This is a genomic window from Streptomyces sp. NPDC021100 (assembly GCF_044333095.1).
In the GTDB taxonomy this organism is placed as follows: domain Bacteria; phylum Actinomycetota; class Actinomycetes; order Streptomycetales; family Streptomycetaceae; genus Streptomyces.
In genome coordinates this window covers 91352-103904 of the sequence record NZ_JBIRQH010000003.1, presented here as the reverse complement: position 1 = coordinate 103904, position 12553 = coordinate 91352, and the positions used below count along the sequence as shown (strand labels likewise).

At 73.4% G+C, this 12553-nt stretch carries 10 protein-coding genes; 5 read left to right on the top strand and 5 right to left on the bottom strand.

From position 1 onward, the window contains the following. Positions 1 to 893 precede the first annotated feature (893 nt). The 3 genes from ACH4PU_RS06975 to ACH4PU_RS06965 all read right to left on the bottom strand — a co-directional run bounded on the left by ACH4PU_RS06975 (position 894) and on the right by ACH4PU_RS06965 (position 2458). On the bottom strand, positions 894 to 1370 hold the full coding sequence (locus ACH4PU_RS06975; RefSeq protein ID WP_398267208.1) for a GNAT family N-acetyltransferase: 477 nt from the start codon (positions 1368 to 1370) through the stop codon (positions 894 to 896). Between the two features lie 91 nt (positions 1371 to 1461). Next, the gene (locus tag ACH4PU_RS06970) at positions 1462 to 1878 is read right to left on the bottom strand and encodes a pyridoxamine 5'-phosphate oxidase family protein (RefSeq protein WP_398267205.1); all 417 of its coding nucleotides are present in this window, start codon (positions 1876 to 1878) and stop codon (positions 1462 to 1464) included. A 25-nt stretch (positions 1879 to 1903) separates the two neighbouring features. Beyond that, complete coding sequence (locus ACH4PU_RS06965) at positions 1904 to 2458, bottom strand: Uma2 family endonuclease (RefSeq protein ID WP_398267202.1); 555 nt, start codon at positions 2456 to 2458, stop codon at positions 1904 to 1906. A gap of 228 nt (positions 2459 to 2686) precedes the next feature. Here ACH4PU_RS06965 and clpB point away from each other — a divergent pair, with 228 nt between their 5' ends. After that, entirely contained in the window at positions 2687 to 5308 is a 2622-nt protein-coding gene (clpB, locus tag ACH4PU_RS06960; RefSeq protein WP_398267199.1) for an ATP-dependent chaperone ClpB, read from the top strand. Between the two features lie 146 nt (positions 5309 to 5454). Further along, positions 5455 to 6003, top strand: coding sequence for a YbjN domain-containing protein (locus tag ACH4PU_RS06955; protein ID WP_185944362.1), 549 nt, complete (start codon positions 5455 to 5457; stop codon positions 6001 to 6003). A 26-nt stretch (positions 6004 to 6029) separates the two neighbouring features. Here ACH4PU_RS06955 and ACH4PU_RS06950 read toward each other — a convergent pair whose 3' ends face one another. Beyond that, positions 6030 to 7238 (bottom strand): hypothetical protein, encoded by a 1209-nt coding sequence (locus ACH4PU_RS06950; protein WP_398267195.1) that lies wholly within the window; start codon positions 7236 to 7238, stop codon positions 6030 to 6032. Between the two features lie 306 nt (positions 7239 to 7544). On the opposite strand from ACH4PU_RS06950, the gene ACH4PU_RS06945 reads away from it, so the two are divergent. The 3 genes from ACH4PU_RS06945 (at position 7545) to ACH4PU_RS06935 (ending at position 11423) form a co-directional block, all read left to right on the top strand. Further along, entirely contained in the window at positions 7545 to 8834 is a 1290-nt protein-coding gene (locus ACH4PU_RS06945; protein ID WP_398267192.1) for an aminotransferase class I/II-fold pyridoxal phosphate-dependent enzyme, read from the top strand. A 389-nt stretch (positions 8835 to 9223) separates the two neighbouring features. Next, the gene (locus tag ACH4PU_RS06940) at positions 9224 to 9811 is read left to right on the top strand and encodes a DUF2617 family protein (RefSeq protein ID WP_398267189.1); all 588 of its coding nucleotides are present in this window, start codon (positions 9224 to 9226) and stop codon (positions 9809 to 9811) included. Between the two features lie 70 nt (positions 9812 to 9881). After that, on the top strand, positions 9882 to 11423 hold the full coding sequence (locus tag ACH4PU_RS06935) for a polyamine aminopropyltransferase (RefSeq protein WP_398267186.1): 1542 nt from the start codon (positions 9882 to 9884) through the stop codon (positions 11421 to 11423). 154 nt (positions 11424 to 11577) lie between these two features. Here ACH4PU_RS06935 and ACH4PU_RS06930 read toward each other — a convergent pair whose 3' ends face one another. After that, positions 11578 to 12498 carry a helix-turn-helix domain-containing protein gene (locus tag ACH4PU_RS06930; RefSeq protein WP_398267183.1) on the bottom strand — a complete coding sequence of 307 codons (921 nt, stop codon included), beginning with the start codon at positions 12496 to 12498 and terminating at the stop codon, positions 11578 to 11580. Between the last annotated feature and the right edge of the window lie 55 nt (positions 12499 to 12553).

The following is a 12553-nucleotide window of genomic DNA, read 5'->3' as shown; positions in this document are numbered from 1 at the left end:
GGTCGCGGTGCGGGCTGCGGCGCCGGCTCAGGAAGGAGGGCTGGCAGGCGGTGCGTCCGGGCGCTTTCGCGGCGCCGGGGCGGTCGGCCGGATTGACGGCGCATCTCTGGGCACAGCAGCTGGCCCGGCCGGAACTCGTGGTCAGCCACTGGGCGGCAGCCCTGGTGCACGGTGTCGAACGGCGCGTGGAGAGACCGGAGTTCACCGCTCCGGCCGGCGGGCGGGGAGTGCACCGCCTTCCGCTGCGCCCGGACGAGGTGACGCGCAGCGCGGGGCTCACGGTGACGACGGTCCCCCGCACCCTGGCCGACCTCTTACGCGCGGGGCCGCGGGACGACGCGCTGGTGGCGGTGGAGTCCGCGGTGAGCCGCCGGCCGGGCGGAGAACGGGGCTCGCGCGGACCGCTGACCGTTCTCGACGCCGTCCGGGACGCGGTGCGGGACGGCGCGGGGATGCGCGGCGGGAGACGGGCGCTGGACTGGCTGGCCCTCGCCGACGAGCGGGCGGGCTCCCCGGCGGAGACGATCGCCCGGCTGCGGATGAACGACGCGGGCCTGTACCCGGAACCCCAGGCCGAGTTGCTGCTCCCCGGCGGACGCCGGGTGTACCCGGACTTCTTCTTCAGGGAGCGGGGGCTGGTCGTGGAGATCGAGGGCTACGCCTGGCACGGCGGCCGGGCCCGGCACCAGCGGGACATCGCCCGCTACAACGAGCTGACGCGCTGCCCCGAGGTGCGGCGGGTGCTCCGGTTCACAGCCGACGATGTGTCACCGGCCGGTATCGCTGGTGCGGACGGTCGGCCGGGTGCTGGAGGGCAGCCGATGGGCGTCCCCTCGCCGTCCGGATCGGGACGGCGGCGACGGGTCGTTCCCGGAGGACTGCTTCGCCGGACGTCAGGCGGGGGACCGGCGGGACGTCGCGTCCTCCGGCGTGAGGTCGCGGGCGAGCACGATCTCGCCGTCGTCCAGGTCGCCCGTCTCGCCGAAGCCGGCCGCCCGGTAGAGCCGGAAGGCGACGTGGTTGCCCGGTACGACGCTGAGGCGCATACGGGTGTGCCCCGCCGTGCGGGCTCGGTCGAGGACGGCGGCCAGGCCGGCGTGGCCGAGCCGCTGTCCCTGGAAGCGTTGGTCGATCATGTAGCGGGAGAGCGAGACGGTCCCGGGGATGTCCTCGGACGGGTACAGCAGGGCGAAGCCGATCAGCTCGGAGCCGTGCAGCAGGGCGAGCGGGTCGGCCGTCGGGTACGCCCAGGCGTCGGCCAGCGAGCGGACGTTGGGGGCGACGAACTCCCGTTGGCCGGGCCCCACGTCCAGGGCGATGACTGCCTCGTAGGTGTCCACGGTGACCGGTTCGCAGTGCACGGGGATCATGCGCGGCATCCTAGGCAGCGGGGTCGGAGGCGTCACTCGGGTTCCGCTCCTCCGTGGGCCGCCGCGCCGCTTCCGCGCTCTCCGTGGTCTCTCATACGAGCCGCACCGAACCCATGGCCCGCGTCACCGTGATCTCGATCAGGACGCGGTCGGGGCTGGGCTCGGGGGTCCGCTCGTAGCGCTCCGCGTAGCGGGCGACCGCGTCGGCGACGGCGTCCGGCTCCGTCCGGACGACGGCCGTGCCCTCCAGGGTGGCCCACAGCCCGCCCGGAGCGACCTGGCAGAGCGCGACGCGGAGGCCGTCCGGGCCGGCCGCGAGGACGTTGGAGACCTTGGCGCTCTGCTTGCGGGTGATCACCCGGGCTATGGACGTCTCCGGGTCGAACGTGGCGCCGACCGGCACGACGTGCGGGCTGCCGTCCCGGCGGAGGGTGGTGAGGGTCGGGAAATGGCGCTCGCGCCAGAACGCGACGTAGGCGTCCGGCAGGTTGCGGAGGTCGTGGGCCATGGCCGCCAGGGTAGTGGTCCGGGAATCAGAGGAAGTCGGTGGTGTCGAGATCGAAGTCGAAGGGGGCGGGGAGGGGGAGGGCCTTGCCGAAGGGGATGCTGTGAACCTCCGCGTAGTCCTCCCTCACCGGTTCGGCGAAGAGGGTCACGGTGCTCTCGTCGCGGTCCACGAGGAGATAGAGGGGGATGCCGGCGCGGGCGTAGCAGTGGCGCTTGGCGACGCGGTCGCGTTCCGGCTTGCTGCTGGTCACTTCCGCGACCGTGGCGATGCCGTCCGGGGACATCCAGGTCGGCGCGCCACGGAAGAGGCGTCGTTCCCGTGGGGCGAATGCGGCGTCGGGGATGGCGTAGTTCTTCGGGCAGGAGCCCCCTCGGGGCGACTTCAGACCCTTGTTTCCCGAGTACTGCATGCGGACCTTCGCGTGGTCGTACATCTGCGCGACGATCAGCTCGATGGCGTCCTCGTGGTCGCCGTCCGGCGCCGGTGACACGACGATCTCCCCCTCGATGAACTCCGCCCGGAACCCCTCAGGGGTCTCCATGGTCAGGAAGTAGTCCAGGAGGGTCTCTTCCGGCGTCATAAGCCTTGGTCTTGTGCCATAGCCGTCATGCTGCACCTCCCCGTGGTCGAACGCCAGCATCGCGCCCCGCCCCCGGTGGCGGGCCGTTCGTCGTACCGGTTCACTCGCAAGGGGGAGTGCCCGGCCGGACTACCGGTGCGTGGGTTGAGTGGAATAGACTCAACTTATCGCACGTTGCCTCAAGCAGGACCCAGAAGCGAAAGCGAACCCGAGGAGGAGCTCCCCGTCGTGGATGCCGAGCTGACCAACAAGAGCCGTGAGGCGCTGAGCGCCGCCCATGAGCGGGCCGTGTCGGCCGGGCATGCCGATATGACCCCCGCCCACCTGCTGCTGGCCCTGCTGGCCGGGCAGGAGAACGAGAACCTGCTCGACCTGCTGGCCGCCGTGGAGGCGGACGCCGCGGTGCTGCGCGGCGGGGCCGAGCGGGTGCTGGCCGGGCTGCCGAGCGTGCAGGGGTCGACCGTGGCGCCCCCGCAGCCCACCCGGGAGCTGCAGGCGGTGCTGGTGGACGCCGGGGAGCGGGCCCGCGACCTGGGGGACGAGTACATCTCCACCGAGCACCTGCTGATCGGGCTGGCAGCCAAGGGCGGCCGGGTCGCCGAGCTGCTGGAGCAGCAGCGGGCCTCCGCCAAGCGGCTGCTCGACGCGTTCGAGAAGGCGCGCGGCGGGCAGCGGGTGACGACGGCCGATCCCGAGGGCACGTACAAGGCGCTGGAGAAGTTCGGCACGGACTTCACCGCGGCCGCGCGGGACGGCAAGCTCGACCCGGTCATCGGGCGGGACCACGAGATCCGCCGCGTGGTGCAGGTGCTCTCCCGCCGCACCAAGAACAACCCGGTGCTCATCGGCGAGCCGGGCGTCGGCAAGACGGCCGTCGTGGAGGGGCTGGCGCAGCGGATAGTGAAAGGCGACGTCCCGGAGTCGCTGAAGGACAAGCGGCTGGTCTCGCTGGACCTGGGCGCGATGGTGGCCGGCGCCAAGTACCGCGGTGAGTTCGAGGAGCGGCTGAAGACCGTCCTGGCGGAGATCAAGGCCAGCGAGGGCCGGATCATCACCTTCATCGACGAGCTGCACACCGTCGTCGGCGCGGGCGCCGGCGGGGACTCGGCGATGGACGCGGGCAACATGCTCAAGCCGATGCTCGCCCGCGGCGAGCTCCGCATGGTCGGCGCGACGACGCTGGACGAGTACCGGGAGCGGATCGAGAAGGACCCGGCCCTGGAGCGGCGCTTCCAGCAGGTGCTGGTCGCCGAGCCGTCGGTGGAGGACTCCATCGCGATCCTGCGCGGGCTCAAGGGCCGCTACGAGGCGCACCACAAGGTGCAGATCGCGGACGCGGCGCTGGTCGCCGCCGCCACCCTCTCCGACCGCTACATCACCTCCCGGTTCCTGCCGGACAAGGCGATCGACCTGGTCGACGAGGCCGCCTCTCGGCTGCGGATGGAGATCGACTCCTCGCCGATGGAGATCGACGAGCTCCAGCGGGCCGTCGACCGGCTCAAGATGGAGGAGCTGGCGCTCCGCAACGAGACGGACGAGGCGAGCAAGGAGCGGCTGGCCAAGCTGCGCCGCGACCTCGCCGACAAGGAGGAGGAGCTGCGCGGGCTCACCGCGCGCTGGGAGAAGGAGAAGCAGTCCCTCAACCGCGTCGGCGAGCTGAAGGAGCGCCTCGACGACCTGCGCGGGCAGGCCGAGCGCGCTCAGCGCGACGGTGACTTCGACACCGCGTCCAAGCTGCTCTACGGCGAGATCCCGGCCGTCGAGCGGGAGCTGGAGGAGGCCGCGGAGGCCGAGGCCGAGCAGGAGGCGGCCTCCCGGGACCTCATGGTCAAGGAGGAGGTCGGCCCCGACGACATCGCCGAGGTGGTGGCGGCCTGGACGGGCATCCCGGCGGGCCGGCTGCTGGAGGGCGAGACCCAGAAGCTGCTGCGCATGGAGGAGGAGCTGGGCAAGCGGCTGATCGGCCAGGAGGAGGCCGTCCGGGCGGTCTCCGACGCGGTGCGCCGCTCGCGCGCCGGGATCGCCGACCCCGACCGGCCCACCGGTTCGTTCCTCTTCCTCGGCCCGACCGGCGTCGGCAAGACCGAGCTGGCCAAGGCGCTCGCGGACTTCCTGTTCGACGACGAGCGGGCGATGGTCCGCATCGACATGAGCGAGTACGGCGAGAAGCACTCGGTCGCCCGGCTGGTCGGCGCGCCCCCCGGCTACGTCGGCTACGAGGAGGGCGGCCAGCTCACCGAGGCGGTGCGGCGCCGGCCGTACACCGTGGTGCTGCTGGACGAGGTGGAGAAGGCCCACCACGAGGTCTTCGACATCCTGCTCCAGGTGCTGGACGACGGTCGGCTCACCGACGGCCAGGGGCGGACGGTCGACTTCCGCAACGCCATCCTCATCCTCACCTCCAACCTGGGCTCGACGTTCCTGGTCGACCCGCTGCTGAAGGAGGAGCAGAAGAGGGAGAAGGTGCTGGAGACGGTCCGGACCGCGTTCCGCCCGGAGTTCCTCAACCGGCTCGACGACATCGTGGTGTTCCACCCGCTGGGCACCGGCCAGTTGGAGCGGATCGCCCGGATCCAGATCGACCAGCTCCAGCGGCGGCTCGCCGACCGGCGGCTCACCCTGGACGTCGACGAGTCCGCGCTGCGCTGGCTGGCCGCGCTCGGCCACGAGGGCCCGGACGAGGCGCCCGACCTCACCTACGGCGCCCGGCCGCTGCGCCGGCTGGTGCAGACCGCGATCGGCGACCGGCTGGCGCGCGCGATCCTCGCCGGCGAGGTGCGGGACGGCGACACGGTCCGCGTCGAGCGGGTCCCGGACGGGGACGGCCTGTCGGTGCGAGCGGCGTCGTAACGGCGGCGGCCCGCCGGACCGGACTCCGGACGGCCCGGGAACGCACCCCCTGGCGCGTGGTCGGTGAGCGACGCATGCGCCAGGGGTTGCGGGGCAGGGGCTGGTGTGGGGGAGGATGGCCGCAACCGTACGAAGGGAAATCCACGGTGAGCATCGACCCGTCCTCGATTCCGAATTTCGGGGGCCAGCCCGAGCCGCAGCCCGAAGAGACGGGCCCGGCCGGTCCCGTCATCCCCGACCAGGACCTGGTCAAGCAGCTCCTGGAGCAGATGGAGCTGAAGTACCTCGTGGACGACGAGGGTGACCTCGCGGCTCCGTGGGAGCAGTTCCGTACGTATTTCATGTTCCGCGGTGAGGAGGAGCAGCAGGTCTTCTCCGTGCGGACGTTCTACGACCGGCCGCACGGCATCGACGACAAGGGCAAGCTGCTCGAGGTCATCGACGACTGGAACCGCCGCACTCTGTGGCCGAAGGTCTACACGCACACCAACGACGACGGCACGGTCCGCCTCATCGGCGAGGCCCAGATGCTGATCGGCGTCGGGGTGTCGCTGGAGCACTTCGTGTCCAGCACCGTCAGCTGGGTCCGCGCCTCGGTCGAGTTCGACCGCTGGCTGGTGGAGCAGCTGGGTCTGGAGGAGGACCTGGAGTCCGGCGACGGCGACGGCGGCGACAAGCCCGACGCCGACGCCTGATCCTCCGGACGACGCCGGCCCGGGGCCTACATGGGCAGCCGGGCCGCCGTCACCAGGTAGGTCCCGTACACGAACGAGAGCCCGGCCAGCGCGCCGACCGTCACCGCGACGGTGCGCGACCGGGCTCTCGTCATGCCCAGGGCCAGCGGGATCAGCAGCGGGAAGGCGGGCAGCAGGAAGCGCGGCTTGGACGCGAAGTAGCTGGAGCCGCCGAGGGCGATCACGCACAGCACCAGGGTGTAGGCGAGCAGCGGGGCGGGCGGCCGTTCCAGCACGAGGAAGACGAGCGCGACCAGCGCGACGACCAGGACGCCCAGGGAGCCGTAGTACGCCATCCCGTCGCGGCCGGTGAACAGGTGCCGGACGAACCGGAACGCGTCGGCGCCGAAGTCGAACCGCGACCCCCACCGCCGCTGCACGGTGAAGTAGCCCAGCGGGCCGAACCCCGAGCGGTAGCCGGCCCACAGTACGTAACCGGCCCACCCCAGCGGGGCGAGCGCGAGGCCGGTCCACAGCCGCCAGTCGGCGCGGGAGCGCGGTTCCCGGCGCAGGACGGCCAGGGTGGCGCAGCCGACGGCGGCGGCGACGGCGACGGCGTTGGGCCGGGAGAGCCCGGCGACCAGCGCGAGCGCCCCCGCCCAGAGGTGCCGGCGGGTGACGACGGCGTAGAGCGCCCACGCGGCGAGGGCGGTCATCAGGGATTCCGTGTAGCCCATCGTCTGCACGATGGAGTGCGGCAGCAGCCCCCAGAGGAGCACCAGCCAGGTGGCCGCCCGCCGCCCGTACAGCCGCTCGCCGACGGCGTAGATCCCCCAGGCCGCGCAGGCCGCGGCGGTCCAGGCGACGACGAGCTGCGCGGAGACGATCGAGATCGGGATCAGCGCCGTCAGCGCGTGCACCAGGCCGGGGAAGAGCGGGAAGAACGCGTAGTCGCTGTAGATGACCGAGTGGCTGGTGGGGGACGGGAGGATCAGCCCGTAGCCGTCCTCGGCGATGCCCGCGTACCAGATCGCGTCCCAGGAGTGGCCGAGCAGGGTGCGCGGGTGGCGGCCGGTGGACCAGGCCCAGGAGGCCATCGTGGCCACGCCGGCCAGCCGGGCCGCGGCGTAGAGCACGAGCGCGGGCAGGGCACGGCGCAGCGCCTCGCGTACCCGTTCCCGGCGCCGGGCCGCGCCGCCGGCGGGGGCGCGGCGCGGCTCCGGGGCACGGACGGGCACGGCGGTGTCGGCGGACACGGGACCTCCTCGGGGCACCTCCCGGGCCGGCCGGGGAGGCGCGGCCGGGCCCCGCGGGGACGGGCCGGGCGGCGGGACCGGACGGGGCGCCGGGGACGGCGCCGGTACGGACGGTACGGAACGTGCGGCATACCGACCATGCGTCCGGGGCCTCGCGCGCGTGGCGCGTCACGCCCGTAGGGGGCGCGGCTTCCACCCGGCTGGCGCACCGGGACGGCGGCGCCCGGTACCCGGGCACGGGTGTTCGCGTCCCCCTAGGGTGGTCCGGGTCACGGACAGTCCGGAGGACGACCGGGAGGGGCGCGGATGAGCGCGGAACACGGTGGAGCGCACAGCGAGGCGCACGGCGGCGCGCCGAGCGGCACGGGGAACGGGACGCGGGGGCCGGCGGCACGGCTCACGGGACTCGGTACGTCGGTGTTCACGGAGATGACCGAGCTGGCCCGGAGCACCGGGGCGGTCAACCTGGGGCAGGGCGTGCCGGAGCTGGGCAGCCCGCGCGCGCTGCTGGAGGACGTCGCGGCGGCGGTGCTGGCCGGGGCCAACCAGTACCCGCCGGCGCACGGCACGCCCGCGCTGCGCGAGGCGGTCGCCGCGCACCAGCGGCGGCGGTACGGGCTGGAGTACGACCCGCTGGGCGAGGTGCTGGTGACGACGGGCGCCACCGAGGCGCTCGCCGGGGCGCTGCTGGGGCTGTGCGACCCGGGGGACGAGGTGCTGGCCTTCGACCCCTGCTACGACGCCTACGCGGCGGTGGCCCGCTTCGCGGGCGCGAAGCTCGTGCCCGTGCCGCTGGTCACGGAAGGGGACGCCTTCGTCCTGGACGCGGACGCGCTGCGGGCCGCCGTCACCCCGCGGACCCGGGTGCTGGTGCTGAACACGCCGCACAACCCGACGGGCAAGGTGTTCACGCCGGCGGAACTGGAGGCCGTCGCCGCGGTGTGCCGCGAGCACGGGCTGACGGTCGTGACGGACGAGGTGTACGAGCACCTGGTGTTCGGTGAAGGAGGGGTCGGTGAGGGGTGTGAGGAAGGAGCAGAGGGGAACGGGCCCGTCCACCGGACGATCGCCGCGCTGCCCGGGATGCGGGAGCGGACGCTGACCGTCTCGTCGGCCGGCAAGACGTTCGGCGTGACGGGCTGGAAGGTCGGCTGGGTCTGCGGGCCCGCGCCGCTGGTGGCGGCGGTGGCGGGAGTGAAGCAGTTCCTCACCTACACCTCGGGCGCGCCCTTCCAGGATGCGCTCGCCCGGGCGCTGGGGGGCGTGGAGGAGTGGGCGGCGGAGCTGCGGCGGACGCTGGGGCGCAACCGGGATCTGCTGAGCGACGGACTGACGCGCGCCGGGTTGCGCCCGTACCGGGCGGACGCCGGGTATTTCGTCCAGGCGGACATCCGCGCGTGGGGGCATGGGGACGGCGTGCGATTCTGCCGTGAACTCCCTTTGCGCGCCGGGGTGGTGGCCATTCCGACATCCGCCTTCTTTGTGCGCCCGGGCGCCCCGTCCCATCTGGTGCGATTCTCGTTCTGCAAGCGCGAGGAAGCCGTTCTCGACGCCGTGGAACGGCTGGAGCGGGCGGCGTCCGCCGGGTCGCGATGAGCCCGGAGTGTGCGCCCCGGGCGGGTAAACCCGCCGGGAAACCCCTGGCAAAGGGCGTTTGATCTGGGGATTTGCAAGTGGCCCATGCTTGACCGCATATGCGTCCGGCGGCGACAACTGCCGCCGGGCGTTGTTTCGTTGAACATGTGAGCTGTACGGCCCACGCGTGGATGGAAAATCGACGATGATGGGTAAAAATGCTGTGGGCGCCGTTGGCTTCATGATTTCCTTTCGATCAGAGCCACGTTCAGAGAAAACTCCTGGGATTCTCGGAATCGCCTCCGCCGGATCCGGGAGCCTCCAAAGCGGGCATGAGCCGGCGCCTCGAAGATCTGGTCCTCCTCGGGTGGGCCGGCCATCCCCCCACTGTTCGCTCGCGGAGCCGACCCATGCTCACCACCCTCAAGACCGGCTACACCGACACCCGCGCGGCCGACCTGGCCTGGTGCCTGGGCCGGGAACCGCTGCCGGCGCTGGCCGTACTGGATCTCCAACTCGACGCGTCGTCCGTGCAGTTGCGCCTGCTCGGCGCCTCCCACCAGGTCCTTCTGGAGGAGGACAGCGGTAGCTGTTCGGAGACGGTCGCCTGCATACCCGGCAGCAGCACCCCGTTGCCCCTGGGCGTCGCCAAGCGTGTCGGCTGCTGGGAGTACGAATTCGCGGCCCGCGTCGAGACCTTGACCCGGTGCTCCTTCGCCGGGCGCGCGCAGGAGCTGCTGGCGCTGGTCGCCGAGCACCCCCAGGGGCTCGCCGGAACGTTTCCGGGCGACCCGCACGCCTTCACCGCCCTGCTCGCCCAGCGCCGGGACGGCCAGGTGAGCTGGCGCACCTGGCACGCGTACCCGCAGGAGGGGCGGCTGGTCGTCACCCGTACCCGGGTGGGCGTGCGCGCCGACTGCGTCACACCGGTGGGTGCGCGGGGCGCCGCCCCCCGCCCTGGCGCGAGCCCCCTGGCGAATGGCCCGTCCCTCAACTAGCTCGTGCGACCCCCGCATTGAACTCGTGTGGGTGACGTGGTGTGGCCGGATCGTGACGTAGCGTTCCGGCATGATCTACCGACCGGTACCCGCACGCTTGCCCGTACCGGCCGGGCTCGGCCGTCTGCTCGTGCTGATCACGGTCTTCGTCTGCGCCGCCTGCGGCCTGGTGTACGAGCTGGAACTGGTCGCCCTGGCCTCGTACCTCATCGGCGATTCCGTCACCCAGGCGTCCGTCGTGCTGTCGGTGATGGTCTTCGCCATGGGCGTGGGATCGCTGCTGGCCAAACGGCTGCGGCGGCGCGCCGCGCTCGGCTTCGCGGCCGTGGAGGCGGTACTGGCCCTGGCCGGCGGGCTGTCGGCGATGGCGTTGTACGCCTGCTTCGCCTGGTACGGCCGCGCGTGGCCCGCCCTGGTGGTGTTCTCCCTGGTCATCGGGGTGCTCATCGGGGCCGAGGTGCCGCTGCTGATGACCCTCATCCAGCGCGTCCGGCGGCAGGACGCGGGCGGCGCGGTCGCCGACCTCTTCGCCGCCGACTACGTGGGCGCCCTCGTCGGCGGGCTCGCCTTCCCGTTCCTGCTGCTGCCGATGCTCGGCCAGTTGACCGGGGCGCTGGTGACCGGCGCGATCAACGCCGTGGCGGGCGGGGCGCTGGTGCTCTCGGTGTTCCGGGGCGACCTGAGCGCCCGCGCCCGCCGGGCCGTGACGGCGGCCAACGCGCTGGTCCTGGCCCTGCTCGCGCTCTGCTCGGCCCTCACGGGGCCGTTCGAGCGGGCCGCCCGGCACGCGGTGTACGGCGGGGACGTCCGGGTCGCCCTCCACACCGAGCTCCAGGAGGTCGTCCTCACCGGGGGCGGCCGCGGCGGACGTCCGCTCTCCCTCTTCCTCAACGGGCGGCTGCGTGCCGCCGGCGGCTCCTCCCGCTACCAGGAGGCTCTGGTACGGCCCGCGACGGCCGGCCCCCACCGGCGCGTCCTGGTGCTCGGCGGCGGTGACGGGCTCGCCCTGCGCGAGGTGCTGCGGCGGCCCGGGGTGGCGGCGGCTACGGTCGTCGAGCCGGACGCGGCGGTGGTGCGGCTGGCCCGCACCGACCCCGGCCTGCGCCGCCTCAACCGGGACGCCTACGCCGACCCCCGGGTCACCGTCGCGCACGCCGACCCCTTCGCCTGGCTGCGGCGCGCCGCGACCGACGAGGACCCCTACGACGTGGAGGTCTGCGACCTGCCGGGGCCGGACGGGCCCGGGGGCGCCAAGTTGTACTCGCAGGAGTTCTACGGGCTGGCCGCGCGGCGCCTCGCACCCGGCGGGCGCCTGGTGGTGCACGCCGGGCGCGTGTCAGGGAACGCGCACGACTTCTGGACGGTGGACGCGACCCTGCGGTCGGTCGGCCTGGCCACCGAGGCGTACCGGGCCGGGACGGCGGACGAGGAGTGGGGGTTCCTGCTGGCCGGCCGGGCGGAGGAGAGCGCTCCGGGACGCGGGCCGGATCGGGGCGAGGGACCGCCCGCGGGGCTGCCCGAGGCGTCCGCCGCGGGCGCCCGGCCCGTCGTACGGCCGCCGGGCGCGGCGGAGCCGCCGTCGACGCTGATGCGTCCGCGGTACGAGGAGTGAGTGTGGCCGGGGCTCGGCGGTGGCGCGCCGTGGCCGGGGGCCGCGCCCGGTGGCCCTACGACGCGCGTCGTGCCCGGCCTCGTCCTCCGGCGCCGCGCCCGGCCCGTGGCGTCCGGCCCCCGCCGTCGAACCCGCCCCCGACCCCCGGCGCCCCCTACCGCCCCGCCCCGCGGGCCGTCTCGCGGAAGGCTCCCGGGGTCACCCCGGCCCGCTGCTGGAAGAACTTCGAGAAGTTCGCGGCGTCCTCGAAGCCCAGGCGTTCCCCGACCCGGACGACCGCCAGGTCGCTGTGGGCCAGCAGCCGCTTGGCCTCCAGCACCACCCGCCGGTCGATGAACTCCTTGGCGCCCACCCCGGCCGCGGCCAGGGTGGCGCGGGAGAGGGTGCGGGGCGCGTAGCCGAGGGCGCGGGCGTAGTCGGCGACCCGGTGGGTCGTGGCGAAGTCGCGTTCCACCGCGGCGCGGAAGCGGAGGAACGCGTCCGCCGGTGCCGGGACCCGGCTGCCCACCGGCGCGGTGAGGTGCGCCAGTCGCAGGACCAGCACGGACAGCAGGTGGCGCAGGACGTCGGCGTGTACGTCGGCGGGGAGCCCGGCGCCGGTGCGGAAGTCGGCCGCGAGATGGCGTACCGCGCAGGTCACCGCCTCGCGGTCGGTGCCGACGGGCTGCCACAGCACGGGGTGGAACGGGTCGTCGGCCAGCGCCGCGACGGGTGAGCCGGGCGGCAGGGAGTTCGGCTGGGCGAGGATCACCGTGCCCTCGATCCGGGCCGCGTCCCCGAAGCTCTGCACCTGGCCGGGGCGCACCCAGAGCACCGAGCCCTCGGTCAGCCAGTAGCCCGTGAAGTCCACGGTGTGCGAGGTGGCGCCCGAGTCGACGACCACGAGCTGGTGGAAGTCCAGCCGCTGCGGCCGGGGCAGCAGTCCCTCGGGCGCCCGGGCGCGCAGCTCGGCGACGGTCATCACCTCGATGCCCTGCGGTGTGCCCGGCGGCGGCCGGTAGGTGAGCTCGACGATGCCGTCGGCCTGGCTGGTGCCGCCGATGGCGTCCGTGCACTCGTGTCGCTTTTTCACCATGACAGGACCCGAGCGTACCTGGCCGGGCTGACACAGCCCTCGTAGCGTTGTCATC